The 24852-nt window shown below is 54.2% G+C and carries 18 protein-coding genes and 1 pseudogene; 10 read left to right on the top strand and 9 right to left on the bottom strand.

Annotated features, from left to right (window positions below; genetic code table 11):
- Positions 1 to 148: 148 nt before the first annotated feature.
- Positions 149 to 496: a hypothetical protein gene (locus tag GNZ12_RS38940; protein WP_172317654.1), complete on the top strand. Its 348-nt coding sequence runs from the start codon at positions 149 to 151 to the stop codon at positions 494 to 496.
- A gap of 159 nt (positions 497 to 655) precedes the next feature.
- Here the strand turns inward: GNZ12_RS38940 and GNZ12_RS38945 are convergent, their stop codons facing one another.
- From GNZ12_RS38945 to GNZ12_RS38955, 3 genes are all read right to left on the bottom strand, one after another.
- Positions 656 to 931, bottom strand: coding sequence for an HU family DNA-binding protein (locus tag GNZ12_RS38945; RefSeq protein WP_172317748.1), 276 nt, complete (start codon positions 929 to 931; stop codon positions 656 to 658).
- 109 nt (positions 932 to 1040) lie between these two features.
- A complete protein-coding gene (locus tag GNZ12_RS45705; protein ID WP_172317656.1) occupies positions 1041 to 1490 on the bottom strand; it encodes a DNA adenine methylase in 450 nt (149 codons plus the stop codon).
- Complete coding sequence (locus GNZ12_RS38955; RefSeq protein ID WP_172317658.1) at positions 1406 to 1891, bottom strand: DNA adenine methylase; 486 nt, start codon at positions 1889 to 1891, stop codon at positions 1406 to 1408. The genes GNZ12_RS45705 and GNZ12_RS38955 overlap by 85 nt, the downstream gene beginning before the upstream one ends.
- A gap of 184 nt (positions 1892 to 2075) precedes the next feature.
- Here GNZ12_RS38955 and dcm point away from each other — a divergent pair, with 184 nt between their 5' ends.
- Together dcm and GNZ12_RS38965 are read left to right on the top strand one after the other, a co-directional pair.
- A complete protein-coding gene (dcm, locus tag GNZ12_RS38960) occupies positions 2076 to 3410 on the top strand; it encodes a DNA (cytosine-5-)-methyltransferase (protein WP_172317660.1) in 1335 nt (444 codons plus the stop codon).
- 1438 nt (positions 3411 to 4848) lie between these two features.
- Complete coding sequence (locus GNZ12_RS38965) at positions 4849 to 5874, top strand: transposase (protein WP_172317662.1); 1026 nt, start codon at positions 4849 to 4851, stop codon at positions 5872 to 5874.
- Between the two features lie 121 nt (positions 5875 to 5995).
- On the opposite strand, the gene GNZ12_RS38970 is transcribed toward GNZ12_RS38965, so the two are convergent.
- From GNZ12_RS38970 to GNZ12_RS38985, 4 genes are all read right to left on the bottom strand, one after another.
- A complete protein-coding gene (locus GNZ12_RS38970) occupies positions 5996 to 6187 on the bottom strand; it encodes a hypothetical protein (RefSeq protein ID WP_172317664.1) in 192 nt (63 codons plus the stop codon).
- 532 nt (positions 6188 to 6719) lie between these two features.
- Entirely contained in the window at positions 6720 to 7847 is a 1128-nt protein-coding gene (locus GNZ12_RS38975) for a T6SS phospholipase effector Tle1-like catalytic domain-containing protein (protein WP_172317666.1), read from the bottom strand.
- 102 nt (positions 7848 to 7949) lie between these two features.
- Entirely contained in the window at positions 7950 to 9548 is a 1599-nt protein-coding gene (locus tag GNZ12_RS38980; protein WP_172317668.1) for an MBL fold metallo-hydrolase, read from the bottom strand.
- A 7-nt stretch (positions 9549 to 9555) separates the two neighbouring features.
- The gene (locus GNZ12_RS38985; RefSeq protein WP_172317670.1) at positions 9556 to 13227 is read right to left on the bottom strand and encodes a S8 family serine peptidase; all 3672 of its coding nucleotides are present in this window, start codon (positions 13225 to 13227) and stop codon (positions 9556 to 9558) included.
- A gap of 597 nt (positions 13228 to 13824) precedes the next feature.
- Between GNZ12_RS38985 and GNZ12_RS38990 the strand changes: the two genes are divergently transcribed.
- The 7 genes from GNZ12_RS38990 (at position 13825) to GNZ12_RS39020 (ending at position 23955) form a co-directional block, all read left to right on the top strand.
- A complete protein-coding gene (locus GNZ12_RS38990) occupies positions 13825 to 14070 on the top strand; it encodes a hypothetical protein (RefSeq protein ID WP_172317672.1) in 246 nt (81 codons plus the stop codon).
- A gap of 818 nt (positions 14071 to 14888) precedes the next feature.
- A complete protein-coding gene (locus GNZ12_RS38995; RefSeq protein ID WP_172317674.1) occupies positions 14889 to 15173 on the top strand; it encodes a hypothetical protein in 285 nt (94 codons plus the stop codon).
- A gap of 1001 nt (positions 15174 to 16174) precedes the next feature.
- Positions 16175 to 17434, top strand: a complete 1260-nt coding sequence (locus GNZ12_RS39000) for a hypothetical protein (RefSeq protein WP_235994037.1) — start codon at positions 16175 to 16177, stop codon at positions 17432 to 17434.
- Positions 17435 to 17851: 417 nt separating this feature from the next.
- On the top strand, positions 17852 to 18703 hold the full coding sequence (locus GNZ12_RS39005; RefSeq protein WP_172317676.1) for a hypothetical protein: 852 nt from the start codon (positions 17852 to 17854) through the stop codon (positions 18701 to 18703).
- Positions 18704 to 18729: 26 nt separating this feature from the next.
- Positions 18730 to 19101 (top strand): hypothetical protein, encoded by a 372-nt coding sequence (locus GNZ12_RS39010; RefSeq protein ID WP_172317678.1) that lies wholly within the window; start codon positions 18730 to 18732, stop codon positions 19099 to 19101.
- A 631-nt stretch (positions 19102 to 19732) separates the two neighbouring features.
- Positions 19733 to 20989: an esterase/lipase family protein gene (locus GNZ12_RS39015; protein ID WP_172317680.1), complete on the top strand. Its 1257-nt coding sequence runs from the start codon at positions 19733 to 19735 to the stop codon at positions 20987 to 20989.
- A gap of 26 nt (positions 20990 to 21015) precedes the next feature.
- Positions 21016 to 23955, top strand: a complete 2940-nt coding sequence (locus tag GNZ12_RS39020) for a protein kinase family protein (protein WP_172317682.1) — start codon at positions 21016 to 21018, stop codon at positions 23953 to 23955.
- Positions 23956 to 24134: 179 nt separating this feature from the next.
- Here the strand turns inward: GNZ12_RS39020 and tnpB are convergent.
- Positions 24135 to 24344 (bottom strand): annotated as a pseudogene (tnpB, locus tag GNZ12_RS45710) (IS66 family insertion sequence element accessory protein TnpB); the annotation flags it as partial.
- Positions 24311 to 24697, bottom strand: a complete 387-nt coding sequence (gene tnpA, locus GNZ12_RS39030; protein WP_172317684.1) for an IS66-like element accessory protein TnpA — start codon at positions 24695 to 24697, stop codon at positions 24311 to 24313. The pseudogene tnpB and the gene tnpA, both read right to left, overlap by 34 nt.
- Positions 24698 to 24852 lie beyond the last annotated feature (155 nt).

A 24852-nucleotide genomic window follows, 5' to 3' on the forward strand; every position in this document is an offset into this window, starting at 1 on the left:
CAGCGTCATGGTCGTGACAGGCGACCCGCCGCCCGGCCGTGGACAACCCGCGACTCAACACTCCCGGGAGGTTCAACATCACACTAAACCCAACTGCAAATCTGTCCGTTGAACCGGGTCAATCTCAGCAATCTCGTTGATTGCTGAAATGGACCAAGCCCTTGATTACGGTTGCGCGGAAGTCGCAGCGGAGGAAATTATGACGAAGCTGGAGCAGTTCGCTCCGCTGTTAATAGCCGACGTCACCCACAGCGGTCTTCGCGAACAATTGCTGGCACACATCGGCACGTACAGTCACGTGCGAACAATCGCGCCGGAGTGGCTAGACCTTGAAACATACCTTGAGTCACACAGAAAGGTATTCTTTGAGGACGTTCTTTACATATTGGACGCCGACGAGTGGAGCGAGTCGCATCCGGCGTTCTACTCGTTGATTATGTCTATCGCGCCTGCGGTAGAACGTATTCTGGACGACCGCTTCAGTATTCCGTTCTGAGGTAAGCGTCGCGTCAAGCGCGCCACGGTTGCGGAATGACTACGGCGTGTAGCAAGGCTTCCGCGTCGAACCATGAGGCGGACACACTTGCCCGGGACAAAAGCGCCATGGCCTGTGGCGCGAGGTTGCATCCTCACGCCGGGCCAGGGGCGCAGGTCCTTAACGATTAACCGCGTCCTTGAAAACCTTGCCTGCGGTGAATTTCACGGTTTTCGCTGCCGCAATCTGGATTTCCTGACCGGTTGCAGGATTGCGTCCGGTCCGCGCCGCGCGCGTGCCTTGGCTAAACGAGCCAAATCCGATCAGCTGCACAGTGTCCCCCGCGGCCACAGCCTTGCTCACAACCTTGAGGACTGCATCAATCGTCTCACCAGTTGAGGCCTTGCTTGCGCCGGTTGCAGATGCGACTGCGTCGATGAGTTCTTGTTTGTTCATTCGAAAAACCCCATTTTTATAAAAAAGATACTTACTCAAATCGGTACTGTACATCACCGGATTGCAATTCGGCCATCACTTCGAGACAGGGACAATCTCTCCTTTCCGATTACTGGCCAAACACTGCCAGAAGTTCCGCGACCTTGCCTCTCGCGCCACTGGAGGCACTCACCGAACGGCGCACCGAAAAATCCATTATTTTGGCACCTGAGTACAGTTGACGTGCCGCGACACAATCATGGTTCGAAATTGCTACGGGGATACCTCTGTCCGCTAGCTCCCTTGCCATGTCCGCAAGCTCGCGCTGTCGGTCGAAGCTGAACTCTCCGGGACTGTCGGCTCGAAAGCTCGCGACGCCATCACGGTCAAGATACGGCGGGTCGCAATAGACGACATCACCGGGTCTCGCCATCCGCATCACAGAAGCAAAGTCAGCATGTGCGAACGTCGCTCGCTGTCCCTTTTTTGCGAAGCTCAGGATTTCCTCTCGGGGAAGCTCGGGACGCAGACATGATGCCCATAGGGGACGTTGAATTGACCTGACCGGTTGTATCTGCACAGTCCGTTAAAGCCGAATCTGTTCAGGTAAAGGAACTGTGCTGCCCGAAGAAGCCCCTCCTTCGCTTCGTTGAACGCGCTGCGTATCTCAAGGAACCGTTCCTGGGAGCGATAGCTTTCGCTAAAGAACGGCAACGCCATCTCAATGAACTGCTCTGGCTGCTCCGCCACCGTGCGATACAGCTCAATCAAATGTGAATTGCTATCGCCAAGCAGATAGTCAGAGAAATTCGTTCCAAGGAACACCGCACCACCTCCAACAAAAGGCTCGACGAGCCTGTTCCCATGCGGTAACGCGGGAAGGAGTTGCGCTAGAAGCCGAGACTTGCTCCCCACCCACTTCAGGGGGGGCTTGGCGGCCTTGGCGGACTTTTCTGTTTGTGACGCTGGATGGATTTGCATCCAACGTCAAGGAAGTCGGGTTTAGCCTTTTCCTCCCCGATACCTATCAGCATCAGCCCGCGATGCGCGTGTCTATGCAAGATCAACCAGCAGTATCAATTCAATTGCTGGCCACGCATTTTCGGTACGTGACGCGGATAAAACCTGCTGCTTACACCTGTTTCCACTTCAACGAGGAAACAGAATGTCAGTGCAAGGTAGCCAAAAGCAAAACGAACTCAATGTCGTCGAACTCTTCGCCGGCGTAGGAGGATTCCGGTTGGGCCTTGAAGCAGTTCACGGTAGACCATATACGGTCACACTTAGCAATCAATTTGAGCCATCAAAGAAGAAACAGCATGCAAGCGAAATCTACACAGCTCATTGGCCGTACGACGTGCACATTAACGAAGACATCGCTAAATTGCTTGAGTCGTCGACGGGACAGCAAGCTATTCGTGACGCGAAGCCAGACCTGGTCGTCGGCGGTTTTCCCTGTCAAGACTACAGCGTCGCTCGACCTTTGTCGCAATCACGCGGACTCGAGGGTAGAAAGGGCGTTCTCTTCTGGTCGATTACGAAGCTGCTGGAGCAACGTTCGGCTGACGGCGAGCCAGTGCCGTACCTCATACTGGAGAACGTCGACCGCCTTCTGTCATCACCGGCGCCATCGCGCGGAAGAGACTTCGCCGTCGTTCTGTCTGCCCTTCATTCCCTTGGCTACGCCGTGGAATGGCGTGTGATTAATGCATCCGACTATGGATATCCTCAGCGGCGCCGTCGCGTGTTTATCGTCGCTTACCACACCACCACAGCTCTCCACGGTCGGGTAAAGGCAGCTGCAAACAGGCAGAACGGCGAATGGCATTCCGAGGGGGTACTGAACGCTGCCCTTCCCAACGTACTTTGCAGTGAACTCGATGGGTACGCGCCGGCGCTTACAGTTCAAGCCGACCCCTTCAACGAGCAGCTTAGCTATCGTCAGCTCTCGAACGGGAAAAGTCGCTTCGCTAACTCTGGTTTCATGTGCGAAGGTCACGTGTGGACGTGCGCAGCACGCGTAGAAGATATCGAAGATTTCACCCAATTTACAGGTAGCACTGCGCCTCTCACATTGGGAGACGTCATAGATAAAACTGGCCTTGTTCCGACGGATTTTTACGTCAAGCCAGAATCAGAGCCAGCCTGGCGTGCAGCGAAAGGCGCAAAAACCATCGCTCGAGAAAAGAATGGCTTCGCCTACGACTACTCGGAAGGCAGCATGGCCTTTCCCGACCCGTTGAGCAAACCTGCACGAACAATTATCACCTCAGAAGGCGGTACCACGCCATCGCGCACCAAACACTGTGTTCGCGAGAAGTCTGGGCTTCTGCGCAGACTCACACCCGAAGAGCTAGAGGAACTGATGGGTTTTCCTCGCGGATTCACCGACTTCCCGAGAGTCTCCGCAACCACCCGCGCGATGCTGATGGGCAATGCGCTCGTAGTCGGTATTGTCACTCGAATCGGCACGGCCCTATACAAGGCGGTCCAGGACTAGAGGTTGAGACGCGGAACGCTTAGTTGCAGTCTGGTTCGCCGTCGCGAACTCACACGAATCGCGACGACACGCCAGCTCTGTGCCCACGTTCGGTTTTCGCTATCTCGTATGGCCCGAGACCCGTGGACGCCGGAAGGTTCCTCGAGTCACCCTTGACCGCAAGCCTTGAAATCGACCGAACGGCTAAAAACGATCGATACACAGATTCTCTTCTTGCCCGGCATGCCCGTGCCGAATCCTAAAGGTCAATACAATGTCGTCATCAAAATACACAATCAAGCTGTACACCAATCGGTCTTCCGAGTTTAACGCTGTTGAGCGAGCCTTCTACTACGCGGTTCGCTTGCTTGCAAGATTGGACACGTCGTGTGCGCCAGGCAAACCTATCGTCACCCCGGACGCCATCGTCTGGGCGGTCGAAAAACTGAAACCGTCTCTCGTTACGCCCTTGCGCGAAGCAGGTCAGACAGACGAGCTGGTTGGACTTCTGCGCCGTTACTGCTCTCTGCGCCAAATCGCAGAAAAGCTCCGCATCGAAGAGTACATCTCATATTGTGAAGAATGCGGAGTCCCCGCGGATAGCGGAGGCTAGACGTCGGGTCTGATGTGAGCTTGGTCAACGGTTCAAACGCGAGGTGACCCAGACATGCAAGGAGAGCACGGCTCGTTTCGAAAATTTCGAGGCAGTCGGCAACCAACGGCGGCGGAGTGTGCGACCTCATACCCTCGTTCGCGTTCTCGGTTTCGTATCTGCCGACTCTCTTTGCCTCCTGTATAAACAAAGATTCAAGGAACAAGGCGTGAGTGGATGTAAGACTCTCGGTACGTGTCGTCAGGACGAGCACCTTCTCCCAGAAATCTTTCTCCTTGTTATGAGCAGCGAGACGCTTTCGGACGTCACCACTCTGGCCAACATAGAGGCGCTTTCCTGGCCCATCGTCTCGTTCGCCTACGAGAAAATATAACGCCAACTGCTCGCTTTCCCTCATGTTCAAAAAATCCGCCAGCAGACTTCGTGGAACTTCTATGACTTGAACGATACGCGTTGTGATTTCCGTGATACGGATACCACGGGGGTCGCCCCCGGCAAAAAGATTTGGATGGTCTGCGGTCGATGGATCATTGCGATGCTAGGCTGATTAGCTGGGCGTTCCCAGCTCAGGCACCGAAGCAATGCTTCTGTGTCGATACAGTCGAATAGCCAGCGCTTTTATCCGTCGGCCCAGCCACATCCCAAAGAGACTATGAAACAGGCGGTGATTTTGGGCGCACCGGGAGCCAGAGGACCTTTTGGAAATCCACGCTGGTTCGCCCGGTGATTCCAACAGCGCCAAAGTAACTAACCCTTTCGATGTAACGAAACCAAATCTGTTGACCCACCACGGACCCAAGCTAAACCAAATGCCTACACGTCTCCTGACATCACCGGAGACGTTTTATGTGGCTAGATCGATTTGAGCGGGTGGACGGCAAATTGACGCTGGTCGGCCTTGATAAGTTAGGTCGGGCTAGATACCTTCCCCCGATGCAGGTGTATAAGTCCAGGCCGGGCGACAGCCTTTCCGCGGCAATAACGCTGAGGACTTCGTTCTGCGATTGGGAACGAGCGTCATCGCGCGAATACGCAGCAGCTGTTGGTATCGAATCAGACGTGACAGAGCACCATGAAACGTTTCTCATATTGACTGGCCGCACGCGAATTGTGCTTCCAGCGTGGCTACTTCAACGTACCATGTTCGGCCCCTACAACTGCATCACGGAATTCCTCTACGTACCGAACGGGCTGGAGCAATTTTGTTCGCCGATTTTCGATGGCAATGAATTTACGGTAGGGATTGTGCCTCGAAAAGAACTTGGGAAAGCGAGGAAAACAGCCGAGCTTGCGCAAAGAATGGAATGGCTTTATGCCTATCCGACTGCATACCGCGCATGGAACAGCGTTTATCGCTTCGCATCTTCCGGAAGAATTGGTTTCGAGCTTCCCAATGCCGAAGTGCTGCTTTCCGTACACGGAAAGCATGCGGGAGATACTTTCTACGCTACCAGCGTTGACATTCTTGAACTCAATCCGCTCGAACGTCCCCTTGAGTGGGCAAAAATTGACCGGGAAAGCTACGTCTTTTCCAGCGGAAACATACAGTACATGATTGCAAGCAAGACCCGCGATTCTCGCTTGATTCCGATTAACAACGAATGGGACATGACTGACCAGGAATGGGCCCTCATTGAGCCGGTCGCGTCGTATCGCCGGCTCGCTGATCGCCCTGGCCGACCATCCGGATATTCGCTTCGGGACGTGGTAAATGGCGTCATACTCAAGATGGGGACGGGAATTTCGTGGAGCGAACTCTGGAATCAACGTACGGGCTTCTCAGTAAGCCCGATGCTCTACAAGCGAATGAAGGCTGATGGCCGCTGGGACAAGATTGTTGAGGTCCTTGCCGATAGTAGACAGAAGGCCTGAACGACAAGGCGCGGCGTAGCCAGAGTAGCGGACCGGCGAACGGAGCCCAGATATCAATCCACATCTGTCACGTAAGTTATCCTTGATGTCGTCTCATATCTTATCGCGAGTATCGGATGCTTCAATTGGTTTGAACGACCACTGAAGCTTCGACGAGGACCTCGGCGCGTTGAATGATGCTCGCGCTATCTGCTGACGCACCGCGTATTCGCAGGTCTTGGATTGCCTGCGAGTCCGGGATAGTAGTGTCTTCCAGAATTGCAGCAAACATGCGCCATTGCGGCAGATCCGTGATGCCAATTATGTCGATCACGAATTCGCAGTTGCGCGGCTATGCGTCCTAGAGCAGTTCGCCTACCGCATCGTCGATTCGCGCGACGTTGAGCTCGCCCTTCATCGCTCATCAGGTCTAGACGTAAAATTAGATGGCGTGAAGCAACACCATCTGACTCCAGCCCCTCCACGCTTATCGTCATAAAGTCTCCGACGAGCGCGAAAGCTTGCAACGTGAGTGCTGTACGAGCACCTGTCAAGACGGCGCTCGTGCAACGCTTACCCAGCACTTATTGCCCGTTTATGCGCTGGCCAAGCGTGCACGATCGCTGGATATGTGAAGGTAACAGGAATCATGTTCTCGAAGGAGTACTGGCAACCAGCTAACTCGAAGCCTAGACGTATGGATGGGCCATTCGTGCGAGCGACAACGCAAGAATGTGTCCTGCATACCAGTTTTGGGCCATACCACATACTCAGATTCGCATGTTTTGATGTTGTCTATTCGCCATCAGAGAGTTAGTTTCGAGAAGGAACGGCTCGCAGGATCAAGGTAAGTGGTGGCCGCCAGACTAGATGAACGTTGCCTCAGGCGGAAGGCGATTCGCGTATTCGTCGCCACGGTCCTTTGCCGATCGATGAACAACCGGCGCGCCACCCATGTTTCGCCGGCCAAAAAGGTTCATGCGCCATTCGTTGGATTGCCTTTCGTCATTCCAGTGAAGCTTTGGAACAAACTCGGCGACCCACCACGGCACAGTAAGTGACTTGTGCAACTTGGCTTTCGGGTCTGGCCTTGCATACCCTCCTCCGTTGTAGCCCAAAACTAGTGCGCATTTTTTCTCGTCGATCAGCAGATCGTTCGCGACACCCTCTTCGAGCATCCATTGAAGAGCAATCTTAGACAGTCCGCTCTCTGATTCCGGGTACCCTCCACCAACGTCACCGTGCACACCAGGAAACCATATTTGCTTCATGTCCTTAGGTCCGCCATTCCCTGATGTCAAACTTGGGGTCCATAGATTTGAGCGGAAGAAAGCTCTGCGCTCGTCAATCGCTATCGCGTGCCGCCCTACTTGGATCGCCGGATTGCTAGCTGTATAAGGTAGGCTTAGGGGATTGGCGATCCATCCGATCGAGCTGACTGTATCCCAAATACCGACAAAATGAGGATTGCATTCAGCGACGGAAAACGTGCGCTTAAACTCGCATGCGAGGTCGAAGTAATCGCGCACTTTTCTTTCATTTTCCACCGTGACGCCGTCTTTTTCTCGTTTCTTCAAGGAATGGATTGCCCACAACATCCGAATAGCGTATGGCACAAGAGGTTCGTTCCCCTTACCGATGACGCCGTACATATATAGCAGGGACGCAAGTGCGCGGACAGTATAAGCCCCCCGACTGAAGCCGAAGAGGAAGACTTTGTCTCCCGAATCGAAGTTGTTGATGATGAACACATATGCATCGCGGATATCGTCCTGCAGACCGTATCCAAATGCTAGTCCAGCGGTTTGCGCAATGAAAGCACTGGTACGACTAAGCGCGCCAGGCGGTGCCATCGTGCCTATGCCAGCGTGATAGAACGCTGCTTGATGATCTCGATCTTTAATAAGCGTCGAGAAGAGCTTGACGACATTTGTTCTGTCACGTTTGAACTCGTTGGCAGTTCCGTCGCAGCAAAGCACGATGTTCTTGGACATTCCAGTCTCTCTGAAGTCTCCGGTCTATCAAGGCATCTTCAACCTACGTTGTCTTCTCCAATATGATTTGGGCCTGAATGCCAGTGCACATGACGAGACACCTCAGCGAACTTCGCTGCTGAACGTGACAGTCCAAGCGTAGTAGCACGGTCCCTTGATCTTCTTCCCTTCGCGTCCTGAGCTCAAAGCCGATCCTTCGGGCAATACACAGTCTTCAATGTCTGGAAGCTCCTCATCTGTACGAACAACGACTCGCTTTCCTTCTTGCAGCGCCGTAACTAGCGGAGTCAGGGGCATCTTTCCCCAACCTTTATCGAGAGCTTTCGCTCCGTCGACAGGAATGAACGACACAAAACGTTTGTTCATGAATTCGACCCCACACTGCTTCGGCGTTGCGTTACCGCTCCCGTGATGAGAGACCTTATAGAAGGCGAGACGCTTTAGGAGACTCTTTGCCGTTACACTCTCGCCGGCGAAACTCCACTCCAAGCTGTGCCAGGAGCGCCAGCTGCCCACTTGGGCATCTGCTGCAAAGAGCAAAACCTCCTTATTTTTTGACGCTATCAACTCAATTGCCATTACGAGGCTCGTGTTGTTAGTCGCTTTGTCAAGCGCCATCGCGAACGCTTCGGAGCTATACAGCCAATTGTTTTCGATCTGTCGCCACGAAATATCGGCTTCCTCGGTCGGGCTCTCGGGGCCGAAATATCGATCCTTGAGAAAATCGGAGGTAGCGCCAAGATCGGACCCGTCTGAAGCGTGAAGTGGATGCCCCCAAGCCCTATCGAACGGTTCATAGCCAGCGCCGGTTTCGTCGTCCCTCGCGCTTCTGGCCGCGAGGCCGACTGCTTCCTTTAGTAGCGGCGTGGCAATGTGATAAACATCGTCTTTTGCAGTCAATTTTCTCAGGGCGGCATCGTCGCGCGGCGGCCCAAGCACGTAGAAACGTAATCCGGGAGCTGTTGACGGTTCGATGAATTCCCCTGGGCTTAAATACCGGATGTGTTCGTCGCCTGACACCAAACGGCGAATATTGTTCATAGCATCTTGCGTCGTCCAGCCCGACTTGCCGGATTCGTTGACTCCAAAAAAACGCAGCACTTGTCCGGTTTTGCTTCGGGTGACCGTTTCTTTCATTCCCAGCATATTGAGGCGAGTCACCACTTCCTTCAATTTCCGGAGACTGTCCTCCCGCTGCCTTGTCAGGCGCTGCGCATCCTCATTGAGAGGATCCTCTGTCCATGCAAGCCATATCTCTTTGATACGCAACAACTTACGATAATCGGAATCTGCGATGCGTTGCCTTCCATCACCGGCATCCGAGTCGCCTCTCCTTGAATCTTCAAAACTCTCGAATCGATTCAATGCCAATAGAAATCCAGACACATGATCATAATGTTGATGGGTCACCACCAGCACGTCGATTTCACCGCCAGTCTCTTCGTAGATGCTATCGAGGACGTCTTCGATCTTCTCGCGAGCTCCTTCTGTACCGAGGATTACCCCACAGTCGATCATCATGTGAAACGAAGGGGCCGCCTGCGGGTCCAGGTGTCCGACTCTTGAAATCAGTGAGAGCAAGTGGCAGTCGCCGAGACCCTGTCGATACGTACGTACCACTAGGCGCATGTCGTGCGGCAAATGCTCAGCTGATGCATCGGCGGCTACGGTGGAAAACGTTTTATTCGTCGAGGTTTCCATGGCTTGCTCACGTTAGTCCAGCGTGCAACTCCGAAAAATTTTCAATTGCATCTTCGTATGTCATGGCAGCAAGTGAGTCAGATGATGATAGCTTTTCGCTCCTGTATTGCCGGATGCGCCTAAGACGTTCCGTGGCCCAAACCGGCTTGGCAATCGCGTATCGAATCGGGTCACTATCGTATTCGCGATCGAGTAGCAACGTGCACCCCCCTCGATACGTAAATTTGGTCTTGTCCCTGGAGTTCGGTCTCAAACGTTCCATTCGCTTTTGCGTTAGCACCGCGACCACGTCGAGGCGATGCTCGCCTTCGCTTGTAACACGATGCGCTGGACGCATTGAATGGACCTCGAATGGCAGACGTTCACCGCAATTTTTCGTGCGGAAATCAAGGCCGAGCGCATCACCCATCTCCTCATCGATATTAGCTTCCAGCCAATTGTGAAAGCGCGCGGCATTCTGCTTGGCCGAAGCGAAGGCGTTACGCCGGTCGCTTTGCGTGTAAGCGGAAAGATCCAGTGATCGCAGAAAATCGCCGAGCCGCGCCGACTGCACTGGCCCTTCGGGTGAATGCCACAACAGGCTATCGGGGGACACGTTGGCGATGCCGACAGGATAGATCCCGCGCTTATTGAACGCTTCTGCAAATGCGACGCGATATCCGGATTCTTCCTCCGGCGCGGAGTCAGCGTCGGCCGTCACGATTGCTCGCAGGTAATCACCAAAGGAGGGGTCGACAGGGGGCATGTAGTCTAGTGCGCGAATACATAGCGTAAGCACACGCTGCGCAACCTCGACCGCAGACTTTGCCAAACGGTCAACAAGGTCTGGATGGATCGCACCGGCCGCAAGTACACCAGAGCCACCGGTGGCAAGCCGCAACAGATCCCGGGTTCGACGTACGTATGTCGTCAGAAAGGCATCAAAAACCGCAGCGACGAGAATGGCACCGCGTCCGTGCGGGTCCCTCTCCGTCCTATAGCGGTCGGGATGTGCTTCGCTACCAATGGCGCGCCGCAGCGCGCGCTTGTTATGCAGTGCGTTTCCGAACTGTCGCGCCAGATCAGAGAGCGCCGACTCTCCATCAAGTCTGCCACGCAAACGTGCGATTTCGAATCGTAACAACTCAGGAAACGTGAAATGCTGAAAAATTGCCACAATATCGGCGAACGCCTCGTGAAACGCAAGGACGTCGGGATTGGTGTCTTCCTGATACCGTCGATGAAGTCCATCCAGCACGGCGTGCGTCGTCTCGTGCGTGATGATGTCGTGCGATAGGCACGTGAACACCGTCTTTTCGTTGGGTGGCTTTCCGTAAGCAAAGTATCCGAACAAGAGCGCTTTTTTGTCCGGGCTGTAATAAGCATTGTGCTCTCGCAGGGCATGGGGGTAGATGCGGAGGCGTTGAACGTATCCACCGCCCGGTGCGGGTGAAAAGGTTGCATCGGACTCTTTCGATGGCCGCCGTTCAGACCACAAAATACGGCGGCCCAGTGCAATTTCAAAATTCCTGATAGTTCGCATTGCCACTGCATAGACCATTTGCTGATGAAACTGCGGGTGTCCCTCTGACGGGGCATGGCCGTCTTGCGCAAGCAAATGCCGGTCGTCGAGATCCACCGGGCTATATGCGAGGTTGCTGGCCGGATCAATATCGATCACTTCGAGGTATTCGCCCGTCGGACCACGCCGCAACCGCTCCCACGGGACCGAAACGGTAGCGACGTTGGTGAAGGCGCTTTGCATCTTGTCGCTGTCGCCCGGATCAGTAGCGAAAACCCGCAATCGACGCGTGGTCGGCTTCGGAACAAGCGGCACACGCCGGCGAATTTCGGCGCCGGAACTCGGAGGAGGCGCGCCGTCTTCTCTTTGCTCGTGGATCGTCGAGTAGCGCTGTTCGGAGCGGTACTCAAACGCCTCTTGCAAGAATGTCCGTAACGAAATAGATGCCGTACGCTCCTCTGCAATCGCTTCCAGGAAGCGTCGCTTCTGGCGTATCGGGATGTCTTTGTCTGGTCGATCAGGATCCGGAATCGCTTCACGAGCCGCGCGTGAGTTCAGCGCGAGTTGAGTCATTTCCAAGCAAAGCATTCTGAGAACGCATGGATTCAACTCGGGATCAGCCAATCCTCGCAAAAGCTTTGGCAAAAACCCAAACCATGCTTCATCCTCCGGCGTCGCCATGAGCTCAGTTGGGCTTACGATTCCGAGCGCGCTCTCCGCCCGCAATATTCCTCGCCCAAAGTAGCGGTCGGGAGAAATTGAGTGCGTCTTCTTCGCGCTCTCGAAAAGCGCAAAACGTACAGCTTCAACACATGCAGGTCCGCGTTCATTTGTGTCATGTCTTGCTAGCCACAACGCGGCGGCGGCTGCGATTTGCGGCGTTGCCGCGTCAGTTCCCGCACCATCGAAAGTGACTTTCTGCTGTCCGCTGACGAGCCACGGGATATCAGTACTGTAGCTGGCCATTGCCGAGGTCATCCGGCTTGCGGGCCCGGCATTCCCCTCAATAGTCCGGCCAAGACTGGAATAGGGTTTTCCCTTTCGCGTAGCACCGCATGCGGCGATCACACGTTGGAAGCGAGCCGGATATAGGAGCAGACTAGTTGGAATTCCTCTCGCATTATTGCCGGCCGCACACACGACAACAATGCCAGCGTCATACGCAGCATTTACGACATCAGCCCACGCCCACGACGGCACCCCGCCCAAGCTAAGCGAGATCACACGAGCACCTATTCGAGTGGCGTAGTCGATTCCTTGCGCAATGCTACTGGTCCAGAAGACGCCATCGGGATTTGCGACGCTTAAAGGTACTATATATGATTCAGGACTCGCTCCGATATCCAAGTCGTCTTTGGATTTATCTTGGTTGGCAACTGCGGAGCGGCGCGCCCCAGTCTGCCGCAGACGCTTACTTTTTCCATCTTTGCCGATTTTGCCGCCGGCAAGAATACCGATCGTGCCGGTGCCGTGCCCCGCCTTGACCATCGAATCAACAGCGGTCGCGATATGGCTTGGCCGGAAAGCATCCCGGATGAAGCTGCGGGCCTTTTTGTGCGAGAGGTTGCGCGGTTTCGCCTTTTGGAAAAAATCAATGTCCGTGTCCAGATGGGCGATTGTGATGCTTTTGGCGTTGTCGACCAACTTCTGCGCGCCAAGAAGATCCGTGTAATCTTTTTCCAAATGCCATCCGAAGACGGAGTCCTCCTTGACTCGCTCCGCGGTTTGTCTGCGCTGCGAAGCGCGAACGCGCTGACTCGTCGCGGAAAAGTCGGCAAGCGAGTCCCGCCATAGCCACTGCTGTTCGAGGTCCGGTTCCGCTGCGAGAATTTCGACGCCCTTGAGGTCTAGCTTTCGAGTAACAACCAGATGAGCGATATCCCAGGGATGTCCGCTGCGAGCACCCAATGCGCCGGACTGTGCGAGCTCAATCCGAAACCATCCAACGCGATTCTGTGCAGTCGCTTTCGGTGCGTCGAAAAGATATCGAAGCGTCGCATTCGACTTGCCTGGACGGCCTATCGTGATGCCTCGCTTTCTCATAAAGGCCCATCGAGACGATTCATAATTGCGAATGTCCTCCGGTGGCGGACGTTCGGGTCCCTCTTCAGCCACTTGCGACGTTGTCAGCCGTTTAGGCGTAGGCAGCTTGAGCTTGACGAGAATGGAAATTGTCATAATCGCCCCATGGAGGATGCTGCTAATAGGTCGCGATTGCGTGGAGTGGCCCGAACCGACCTCAGTTCAAAATTCACACCTGAAATTGCGAACGACGGAGATCAAGTCAGGCGCGCTATCACGCTTGCGCATCGAGAAAGTCTTTCTGCCTTTCCTACGCGAGGGGAGTATGCCGATCTGTTCCATCTACATCTCAAATCGATTTTCTCGGGCATTGCAAAACGCAGGGCAAAGCTGCCATGAAATTAGATAGAAAATAAGCCTTCACCCAGTCGATACCAACGAAGGTATACCCTATTTACCGTTTGCCGAGGTTGGTTTGGCGATGATCGCAAGATCTTGGCGGGTTGACACTAGGACATTTGTGCAGAAGGCTGCGCGGAAAGCGAATCCTGCTTCAGAGTGTGATGCTTCGGAAGCCAGTCGACACGCAACATACTGCTATATGTGAGAACGTTGACCAGCGCAGATTGGTATTCGAAGTGAGTATATTTAGGTTAACGAAGCACTCCACTAAACGCGGCGCGTTATTCGTTCATGCCAGTCTTCTGTAGATCGTTGATGGAATCTAACGACTGCATTAGCGCAAGAGCCGCGGTGACCGCGACACCCTATGGTGAGGTCGACGCCGCTGAACTGGCAGCGACGGAATCGGGCTACGACACGACGCGGATACTGAGCGCTGTGCGTAAGCTCAATGAGACGCGTACTAACCTTTGCGAGCCAGAAGGCCTGCGGGACTACCTGTTTTTCCTGCATAGCATCGCCCACACGCTCGTCAACGGTGCAGGGCTGACGGTCAGCGCACTGGACGAGCCGTTGGTCGATCAGACTCGGACGTAATCTATCCGATCGACCAATACGTTGCCGATCTGCTGCCGAGGCGAGTCGCGACGTACTGCGACCGTTGCCCTCCCAACGTTATCTCGCCAGGTATCCGCATTGCGGTCTATACCCGTCGGTCAGCGTGTTCATTACCCGAATAACGATTTGTATCATCACGGACTTGTCGCTCGGCCCGCAGTCAAACGGTGCGCGAACGGCGACGTGGCGTTCGCGGGCAGTGCAACACCAAAGTTCGTCGTAGCATCGGTCCCTCAGCACCGCAATGCCACATTTGCTCACAGATTTTCCAACGGAAACTGTGGACAACTTCCGCAGACTGCTGGCTTAAGGGATGACAGTTCGGTTGCTACCTGAACTCGACGTCCGCTCCTGCCTATTTCCGCCACCGACCTGCCCCTTCGAACCCCACATTCGTGCATTCCAAGCTTCATGACGGATGGAAATATCCCGGCCAACGATGTCTCATAATCGTTCTCAAGCGAAGTCTCTTTACGCAACGAAAACGAATCTGCACAGATCCGCATATCTATCCGCGCTAGCGCTTACGATTCGCCTCACCCGACAAAAAGCTATCGTGAGAAGCGCGTGCCGAATAACACGAGAGCGAACCGGTGATTGACCTTTTACCTGGATGGATACACAGTATGTATATCCATCCAAGGATTAGGTGTCATGGACACGAGTCAATTCAAAAAGTTGGAACATCCTTCCGATTTTCGAACATTGGAGCGCTATGTCGACTGCATTGATCAGACCCTAGTTAAACTTAAGCGCGTTATTCACCTTACTACTTGCGCACATTGATGCGTTGCTCGTTGACCACCTGCCACCAAGAACATTTGGAAGGGGTTTTAGTTGAGTTGGAGGATGGCCAATTTTCCAATATCGGACATGTGTGCGGGTCAAGACCGGAAAATTTTGGTGAAGAATTCACAAAGAAAATGCAATTCTTTGGCGAAACGCAAGTTCGCCGCGATGCGATTCACCGTTTGCAGGACAGAACGACGATCACTGCCCGCTTCGATGCCATCTTCCTTCTCCGCCGCCAGTACTATTTGTGGCAAACGCGAATTGATGGCCTACCTTCCAATCTCAAGTGACGAGCGAAGTCGTTTGGCAACCCTGACGCTAGACAAGATCGACGCTGTAATTCCACGTAGCAAATTGCCTGAAAAACGGACCACTGGTGCACCAACCGGAAAAGCTCACAGCAAGCGTGCTCGTCAACACGAACGGCGTCTCGATGCACAGATACGTGCGGCAAAACGGCCTCTGTTTATCGAAAAGTGAAGGCGCAGAACTCGCGTAACCAACCGAGGTTTTAAAAGAAACCCGAAGAAGCTACAAGAACAGGGACCACTGGGTCAGCGTCAAAGAAAATGACGCCGCGCCCACGTATTGTCTTCGCGCACGTTGCGTTCCCGTAAGCCGTAAAAGTCGATGCGCATTCTCGAGTCACCACGATGTCTATCAAGCGCCCATGGCTTGCCATTGAGGTACGGGATCCTGCAGGCGTTCCGATGGTACTGGAATCCCCACCTGCCAATACCCTTCACCGTTTAGGGAGATGCCGCTATATCTAATTGAGATCGAATACTCCCTGCTGGCATACACTTCAGTGAGCGTTCGCTTCTGTTTTTCGATCGCGCCCAATACACGGGCGTTTACCCTATTTCGTGTTTCCGTAGGCTTCGCCTAGTATTCTTTACGACTCGCGAAACAGAATACCGGGCGACTGATCTCGGAGTGGCTGGACGTCTGCAAATCAGTTATCTGTTATGCGAAGTATTGCCTCTTACCCGACAACTGTGTCGATTGCCTTCGTCGGCGCGTTCTGATTTCGGTCGCGGTAGTCTTGGCGCTTGGTAGTAGGTGTCATAGTTTTCGCAATATCCCCTCCTCTTCGGGTGGGTGGCGTTGTTGTGCTTTTGAAAGACCTCAAATGAAAGTGTCCTAAAAGTCGAGAAGCTAACAACTATATTTTTCTAGGGGATGAGTCGTGGCAGCGCAATCCCAACGTGTTGGACCGGACAGACGCAAACCCTCGCCGCTCGGCGAATCTCATCTCATGGCATCAGGCCGGGCCTTTTGGCTTACAGCTATGCTGATAGCCGTCAACGTCGGCGGCGGCCTCTTTGTGGTGTTCGTTGTACCGACACGCGCGCAATATCCTAGCTCCCCGGAAGAACCACTGAAGCTTATCTTCGTGCTGGGCGCCTTTGCTACCATTTTGTCAGCAGCGCCTTTAATTACGTTTCTGAGTGTAGGTTGGTTCACACGATATCAAGAGTTTCAGAACAGTCTGAAAGAGGGAGCTCTTTCAGCCTACCTGCAGCGCTTCTGGTCACAACGACTCATCCACGCGCTGGAAGACGCGGGCGAGCTAACGGGGCAGCCCGTTTCCAGTGAAACATGGCGTGTCCTCGCCGACAAGAACCTCGACCTCTGCGACCGTCTGTTTGCACGAATCTATCATGAACAGTACGGCCTTAGTCCGTTCGTCCCACCCTTCGCGATTCTGCTCCTTGTGGCCTACGCGGCTGCCGCGCTCGTTGGTTGGAATTACACCTGCCCGCATTGCCGGAAGTTTTCGCAAGCGACTTGCGTCTATGGATTAAGTCAGCAACTCCTGGTTGCCTCACTGGCCGGTGCGTTCATGTTCGTCGTAAGCGACTCCGTGCTGAGCATAAGACGCAGGTCGTTAAACATCACAGATGTCTACTGGTACTCACTACGTCTTTTCCTTGCCGTTCCTCTCGCGCTTGTTGCGAACGCACTCACTGGTACTGACGGTCTCCATACAGCCCTTGCTTTCTCTCTCGGCACCTTTCCCGTAGACGCGCTGTTGAAAATAGTACGGCGCATGGGATTTCCTCAAGTTACCGACGCAGACAAGAGGGAAAACCAACCCGACAAGCTTCTCACGCTAGAAGGTGTAACGCTTCCGATCGTTGCGACGTTCGAGGCAGAGGGAGTTAATTCTGTCGAACAAGTCGCGGCGGCGGATCCCGTTTTACTGTCAATCCGAACCGGGTTCCCGTTTCGCTTCACCTTACGACTAGGCTCGCAGGCCATTGTGCGAAGACATTTCGGTGAGAACGCGTCGGCATTGATGCCAATCGGCCTCTGTGACGTTGTTTCCATCTACTTACTTGTCAAAGCGGCCGACGGCATAACATCGCCACAACTACCCGAGGTGGAAAATTACGAAGCCGTACTCCAAGACGCAGCAGCTCGACTGTTTCCTGCGGACGACGTGAATCAGCGATTGGCGGTGGTCAAGATGAAGTTCAGGCAGATTGCCGCCGAGGAATACACGCTGATGTTGGCTTTGATAACTCCCTTGGACCCGGCACTCTAGGTTCCGGCGACCAATGATGCGGCTCAAATGGCCTTTGAATGTCTGCTCGCCGTCCTGCAGCCGGCCGATCTTGATGCAGACTGTGGCAACGTCTTGCCAACATCTACTTGGCGACAGCTCATGCAGGGTGACTCCTGGTTCTTGTCTGTTCAAATACTACGTCGGGCCACAGCCAACATTCTCTTTGATATCCCCGACCGCTTCTTTGGAGGGACTCGACGATAGCGCCGGGTAGGCCCGGTCAATCAAGAACTGAACTGGCGTAGCAGCCATCAAATCTCGGCAATTAGCAGCACACTAAGGGAATCGTAAATGAACTCTCGTCGGCTACTCATCCTCGCTCTGCTCGCCTCAGGCTGCACAACGGATCCAAGCGCCGTGACAAGTTTCTCGTCTCTTACGCCAGACGCGACCAGCTTGCACACTCTGACGACTGCCTACGCCAGTGTCCCCGGCCAGATACACGCGCTCGACGTGCTGCAGAACATCACTGTAGTTTCCGCGATAGATTTTAGTGCCCAGGCAAAGCAACGTAACGAGCAGGTAACGCAGATTGATTCGTTACACCTGGTTCTCATCGACTACATGCAATCCCTGGGCGCGTTGGCAAACAATAATCTCGTGCAGACAAGCACGGACGCACAAAGTGTCACCACGGGCCTCACTGCGTTGTCGAAGGCAAAGCCAGATCTCGGCCTCACCACAGGAATGATCTCCGGCGTAGGAGATATCTGTACGTTTCTTGGAGATGCTGTAACGGCGGGATATCGCGAGGAACAACTTACCACCATCATCGGGAAATCCGAGCCCGCGTTTCAGCAATTGGTCGCAGCGGAGAAGCAGATTGTCACGGAGGGCGTGATAAAGGACCTAACGAACGTCGAGGACAGGGTCAAAGCGCTTGCCGAGGTAACGCACGCTCTCCAGGTAAATGCTAAAGCTGAAGCAATGAAATCGAAGCTACCGCAACAGTCGAGCACTGGCGTCGCAGGATTGGATCCCAAACTTCAGCGCTCAGGTGCCGCCGACATTGCGTCGCTCTATCTTCTCCAGCAGGCAATCACCAATAATCTCGCTACTCTGGACCTTCAGATTAAAGCAGCGAATGCTTATGTGACCGCCCTGGACAAAATCGCGTCTGCGCACAGCGTTCTTTACGCGAACCGGGACAATCTTCTAAGCAAAGCCGGCGCGAAAACAGCCATTGCTCAACTCACCCCCTTGATAAAGGAGGCCAATACAGCACTTCAAGCGCTTAAAAGCGTTTAGCGGCGAGTTCATAACTGGAGACCATCATGGATATCAACGACCTCGCTGACGCGAGCCAATCATTAGCAGAAGACCTGGACCAAGAACAAGCCGCAGAGAGCTATGAGGGAGCGCAGGCAATAACACTCGGAAAGCTATCGTCCAATCTCAGCGCCCAGGCAAGCACCTTGAGAACTTTGGCGGTTGCGCAGGTGATCACCAGCTCCGCCGCCGCGGTCTCAGCTTTAACCGATGGAACACAGGCCGCGAATTCTGCGGTAAGCAAACTAAAGGACGCTGCTTCCGCAATCCAGATTGCAGGTCTCGTCTTGTCACTCGGTGCGGCGATTATCACCGAGAACCCGGGCACCGTGATCTCCGCTGGCAATAGTCTAGTCACAGCGGTGAAGGCTCTTTAGGGTCTTGCGGCGCCCGCTACCAGGGCGCCCGTCCCTAACGGGTAGACAGTTCCGTTCAACGGATTTCGGCATCCTGAAAGTCCTCACCCTTGAGAAGGGCCCAGTCACTTCTCTGCTGCGCTTGACTCCTGGAAATCCTCACCAGTCGTTACAGCAGGCCTCCGATAGGCGTTTTGCGAATCTAATCCTGCTACCGATTTGATACCGGACATCGGTTACGTCGTTGCGAGGAGCGGAAGTTTTGCCATTTCGGCGCAGACTGAGCTCAGCTCGAACTGGCCCCAAAGGACTGTGAGGCAGGAGAATGCACTTAATGCATAATTGAGCCGAAATCACACGTCGAAAAACCTATCTGTTAGGGTACAGCCTTCTTCTATCACGGATGCCTAATGACTAAAATCAACGAGAATCATGCGGAGGGGCTTTTGCCACCAAGCGAATTCTCCGGTAAGGCGTCAAGGTTCGCTCGTATTAAACACTGCACGTAGCCTGACCTCAATCCTTATTCGAAAGGACACGAAGCCCAGATAGTTGCAACGTCCAGTCGCACGTGAGCCAGCCAAATTCATGGTACGGCTTGTGTGTGAAGTGTATAAATAATTCTGGCAACTTGAACTTTGAGAGTGTCTTTATGACGCCATCATTAGCCCTCCCCGCGAAAGGTACAAACAACCTTTGGTACACCCTTAACGATTCATCGTCCGTGATCGTGTTCGTGCACGGCATCCTCTCTGACTCCCTTGGTTGCTGGCTAGCGAAGGAAAACGGGGAGCAGTCAACCTATTGGCCTCAACTGGTTACCGAAGACGCCCGGCTTCAGCATCCGGCCGTGTTCCTCGGGGGTTTCTACACAGCGGTCGACGCCGGCAAATATGATATTTCCGATTGCGCGAAAGAGTTGCTCAGCGGCCTGACAGTTCCAGACAGACAGCTGCAGAGGCCCCCGCTCGAACATAAGAGGATTGTCTTCGTATGCCATAGCACCGGGGGAATTGTTGTACGGTATATGCTCACGAGGCATGCCGAGAAGTTTAAAGATAAAGAAATAGGCCTTGTCTTGATAGCGTCTCCGTCGTACGGTGCAAAGCTGGCGGACACAATAGGTGGACTTGCAAGCTTCTATGACAATCAGCTCGGCGTACATCTCAAATGGGGAAACGATGTATTGAGGAACCTCGACGATGACTTCAAGGAACTATTAGACAAGAAGGCGATTCCGCAACTTGTCGGCATAGAAGCTTGCGAAAACCACTTTATTTTTCATCGCAAATTCCTTCCGGACAAGCATTTTGTCGTTGAACGCGAGTCGGCCGGAAGGTACTTCACCGTCAGGATGTTGAAAGATACGGATCATTTCTCCACCGTCAAGCCTAACGGATTCGATCATCCGGCTCACAAACTGCTCGTGGAGTTTTGGCTGCGTCACTACGGCGTTCCTTTCACACAAGACCTTAAGGACTTGCTTGAATCCTCCAAGGCAGATATGCGCACGCGAAATCTGCCTTACTTCACCCCCGCCCTTCTACTCGTCATGTTGTATGAAGGCGGATTTGCATCCTCCGTTTTCAACGCGGTGAAGCCTAACTCGGCCAAAGAACTTCGAGCCCGCTTTCGCCAATATCTTGACAATGAACTCCCGGCCGCTGCGCCGGGAGCGTTCCAAGACTTCGATTGGCTCAATCGCGATGATGTGCGCCGCGCTCAACAACTGGCGGCAGAAGAGCAGACCTCCAGCATTTCGGAGCGGATTCTGCTCAAAGCGGTGCTTCTGTCTCCGGAGTCAAGGGCTGTCGCCCAAGTCAGGCAATTCTTTGCAACGGATTTTGACAAGTTGATGGACGAAATCGAGCGCAGACGCAACGGGGCCTCGGCGACGCCTGGCATGTGAATTGAAAACCATTTCTGTGGTGAGTCATGACAACACCCGGTAACCCGCTCTTTCCTCTCTCTCAGCCACCTGGACCGGGTGCGCCAAAGAAACACAAAGCTATCGGGAAGATCGGCCATTGGTCCGTCTATCAGGTAAAGCGTGGCGGAATGGGTGACGTCTATATCTGCGGCATCTCGGATTCGGAAGCTGAATATGCGCTGAAGAGCTTTCAGCCCCGTCTGTTCTTTGATCCTGAAAGCCGGCGCGCCTTTTTGAGAGAAATCACGATTTGGCTTCGCCTGACGGGTACCCCTTTCATCATGCCTGCGCTTCGCATCGAGGAGCACGAGGGACGGTTGTTCGTCGTCATGGCGGCAATCGACGAAGATCAAAGACACGTAGGAACGGTAGCCGATCTTATTGGGCGCAAGGCGGGAAACCCTGTGGAGGCGTTTACGATTGCGTGGCAGTTGGCGATTGGCATGAAACTCGCAGGAGACGCGGTACCTGGCGTGAGTCACGGCGACCTGAAACCTGCCAATATCCTTTATAACGGCGGCCCCGTTCTGATTTCCGATTTTGGGCTCGCTGCAATCGGCCGCATAGAGGGAAAACCTTTGAGGACAACGCCGGAATACGAGGCTCCTGAGTACGCGTCCACGGGCCCAACGCCAGCTACCGATGTCTACTCCACTGGAGTTATCCTCTCCGAGCTTGCCGAAAGTTGCCCGGGCCCCAAAGCCTCCTTTTTCCACTGGAAGAAATCTTCTGATTCGTCGCCGATCCTCCTTGCATTGAAGGAATTGGCGCAGGGTTGTTGTACGAAAGACCCGAAACACCGCCCGTCGTTCGACGAGATAGTTCAAAAACTCGGCCAGTCCGTACAGGCCCACCGCAATGAACTTGGGGAGATGTTCGTGAATAGCGGCGCGTTGTACGGCGCTTTCCGAGAGATGCAAGCCGCGCTGCTACCCGATATCGCCGAGGGGCTTTTGAAGATTGATGCACCCGCACAAGCGCTCGAAATAATTGATTCGATCAAGGAAGATGTTCGGAGTGGTAAGGCTCTTGTTTTGAAAGGCACGTCCCTCTCTCTCTTAGACCGTGATCAGGAAGCGCTCCAGTGGTTCGAAAAGGCCCTGAAAGATCAGATGCAGCAGGCGGATCGGTTGAATTGCCTCTCGGAGTACGCACTCAGCTTGAAACGAGTTGGAAGGTTGAAGGATGCAGAAGAAATCTACAGCGAATTGCTGGGGAACGCGAAGGACGCGCAGCTCGCTAAAATAGTAGTGAATTTGGCGGGCGTATATGCAGAAGGGGAAAAACACCTGAAGGCGGCTGACTTATTAAGTCACTTTATACGCACGCACCATGATGAGCCCCTCGCCTTTGCAGCCCTAGGGAACGCCTACGTTGCACTTGGCCAGTACGATGATGCGGCATCACAATATCAAAGGGCTCTCGTCCTGGCTCCTCATTTAGCCCATATCCAGGTCGCCTTTGCGCGCGTGTGCCTTCAGAATCTTGGTCGGTGGGAGGATGCGGGTACTGCCTTGTTTGCCGCTCACCAGCAGGGCTACATGTCGCGGGAGTGGTTGTTGCTAGCACTAGTCTCAAGTACATTGACTGGCCACAAAGGCGACGCCGACGAACTAATGAAAGCGGCCAGACGGGACCTTCCGGGCGACGAAGTCGACCGCCTTGACAAAGAGGCGGTTGAGATGACTATAGCGGTGCTGCGTAAGCAAGCCAACAAAGAAGATCCAGCGGCTGAGGCCACGTCCACTGCCGCCACGCCGGATACATTTCAAACTGCCAAGGATTTTTCCAGTCCCGATGGGTTGGTCCGAACAGCCTCGTTGACGGGAAATTCTTCAATTTCTCCGGGCAAGCACTTTGAGCCGGCCGCACTACCGTTTTTTAATGTCATGTTTTACTTGCCTGAAAATCGCTTCGCCTTTGATTTTTACGACGACATTGACCGAAAAGACTATGCGGACAGGTTCGTGGAATCGTTGAACCTTTTTCAGCGTAATCCAGACCTTAACCGTAACGCTGAGCTTCGACCTACTCCCCTCTATTTTCACGTGTGCCCGAGTTGCGGAGTGCACATACTGACTAACAGGGATGAGGGAAGCGGTCTGAATTGCCGTCAATGTGATGTTAGAAATAGCACTCGCCGAGTGGACACGGAAAGCACGAGACAGGTGATAAGTTTAGTGCATCAAGCGTTGCGTAAAACCCTGACACGCCTAAGGGGACTAAGGCTATACCTGATGGTACAACCGGTTGAAAATAGTCCAGCGATACTTGATGCACTGAAGCAAATCTGCAGGGAGGAAGGTTTCGAGCACTTCGCAGGAGCGGATTCGCCGCTTGGCTTCTTTTGCAAGATGCGGTTAAGAACGGCTGGAGTTCCGCTTGATGAGCGGCGGGAGATCATCACAGTCTCCAAGCTGTCCCTTTCCGACGAACTTTCGTACGCCGGCGATACGCCCCCAGAGACGGACAGAGTCGTCCGCAGGCTGCGAGAGTTAGCGCCCATTCGTTCGGCTTCGGTAAACTTCGATCCAGACAGCGATGACCCGTTGTCGCTCTTCTTCGGAGGTAAGAGCGAGGAGATGGAACAGCGATGCAGGCGAGCCGTCGAAAACTCCCCGGAGGATATTGAGCAAATGCTGCTGCTTATCGAAGTTCTGAGAGCCAGCAAGAAGAGCTCTGAAGCGAAAGCCCTGGCACTTCGGGCTATCGTCTCAGCTCCCCAGAACCCAAATTCATGGGTAGCCCTAGGGCGGTCAGAACGAGATCTGGGAGAATACACCGCCGCAATTTCACACTTAAATAAGGCTATTAGCCTCGACCCTCTGACACGCGGTGCGCTCGTGGATCTCTTCCTAACGTATAAGAAAACTGGCGATACAGAGAAAGCGCAGGAGATGCGGTCCCGAATCGAAGCCCTCGGCGGTCCAATGCTCTCGGCATAAGTCAGGGCACATATTCGTGCGTTATTGTTTTGATACCGGACCGCCTGCAGGTAGGCCTGCCGCGATACATCAAGGGCTTCATTGACGCGACCCCGTTTGACCAGTTCGGCTGTCATCCGGTCAAGCAATGTCTGCATCTGTTCGGCGCCGATGTCGAGCTGCCCGACATAGAGCGGCCAGATACCGATTCCGTCGTGAACCAGCACCTTCAGGCGATTGGCCCGCCGGTTGGCAAACAGATAAGCATGGTGCGGATGCGCAGCGCCGAACACCGCAACCACTCGACCCAGCGCCGTATCGAAGCCGGCACGCATGTCCAGCGGGTCGACTGCCAGCCACACCTCATCAATGCGGATCACGCGAGCCACTCTCGCAGCCAGGCGGCGCATTGTGCTGCCTCTGATGTCGGCCAGCTAATCGTGATCGACTGGTCCGCGCGGCACACTTCCACGCGGATCTCAGCCGGGCGCACGTCCTCCGTCTCGAGCGGGAGCGGCACGAATGCCGGCGTCGCTGCCGACGGCACCGACAACTCGCTGCGTGCGATGATAAAGCACTCGTTCCCTTCGGCCTGTTCTACCCAACGTCGGAGCAGATTCGCGTTCAGCTTGTGGCGCAACGCGATGGCCGCGAGCGACACACCCGGCCCCTGGCAGGCTGCCACCACCTGGGCTTTGAACTCGACGCTATAGCGCCGGCGTCGACGCCGGCCGAGCGGCACTTCTTCTTCGATAGTGTTCACGCGTCCACCTATTTTTAGTGGATACGATGCTCCCAAGACCGTCAACGCAACTCAAGATGGGATGGCTAGGCGCTTACCAGTCTCACACGACCACCTATGCCCAAAAGGGCAACTGCACAAAATCGATATTACTGCGACACGAAGCCACCTCAGAT

Origin of the sequence: Paraburkholderia solitsugae (assembly GCF_013177695.1) — a bacterium.
Taxonomy (GTDB): domain Bacteria; phylum Pseudomonadota; class Gammaproteobacteria; order Burkholderiales; family Burkholderiaceae; genus Paraburkholderia; species Paraburkholderia solitsugae.

What these genes read in the sequence shown, in the direction of transcription:
- GNZ12_RS38940 (WP_172317654.1), top strand. Translation starts at nt 149, where the DNA reads ATGGACCAAGCCCTTGATTACGGTTGCGCGGAAGTCGCAGCGGAGGAA.
- GNZ12_RS38945 (WP_172317748.1), bottom strand. Translation starts at nt 931, where the DNA reads ATGAACAAACAAGAACTCATCGACGCAGTCGCATCTGCAACCGGCGCA.
- GNZ12_RS38955 (WP_172317658.1), bottom strand. Translation starts at nt 1,891, where the DNA reads ATGCAAATCCATCCAGCGTCACAAACAGAAAAGTCCGCCAAGGCCGCC.
- dcm (WP_172317660.1), top strand. Translation starts at nt 2,076, where the DNA reads ATGTCAGTGCAAGGTAGCCAAAAGCAAAACGAACTCAATGTCGTCGAA.
- GNZ12_RS38965 (WP_172317662.1), top strand. Translation starts at nt 4,849, where the DNA reads ATGTGGCTAGATCGATTTGAGCGGGTGGACGGCAAATTGACGCTGGTC.
- GNZ12_RS38975 (WP_172317666.1), bottom strand. Translation starts at nt 7,847, where the DNA reads ATGTCCAAGAACATCGTGCTTTGCTGCGACGGAACTGCCAACGAGTTC.
- GNZ12_RS38980 (WP_172317668.1), bottom strand. Translation starts at nt 9,548, where the DNA reads ATGGAAACCTCGACGAATAAAACGTTTTCCACCGTAGCCGCCGATGCA.
- GNZ12_RS38985 (WP_172317670.1), bottom strand. Translation starts at nt 13,227, where the DNA reads ATGACAATTTCCATTCTCGTCAAGCTCAAGCTGCCTACGCCTAAACGG.
- GNZ12_RS39000 (WP_235994037.1), top strand. Translation starts at nt 16,175, where the DNA reads ATGCTGATAGCCGTCAACGTCGGCGGCGGCCTCTTTGTGGTGTTCGTT.
- GNZ12_RS39010 (WP_172317678.1), top strand. Translation starts at nt 18,730, where the DNA reads ATGGATATCAACGACCTCGCTGACGCGAGCCAATCATTAGCAGAAGAC.
- GNZ12_RS39015 (WP_172317680.1), top strand. Translation starts at nt 19,733, where the DNA reads ATGACGCCATCATTAGCCCTCCCCGCGAAAGGTACAAACAACCTTTGG.
- GNZ12_RS39020 (WP_172317682.1), top strand. Translation starts at nt 21,016, where the DNA reads ATGACAACACCCGGTAACCCGCTCTTTCCTCTCTCTCAGCCACCTGGA.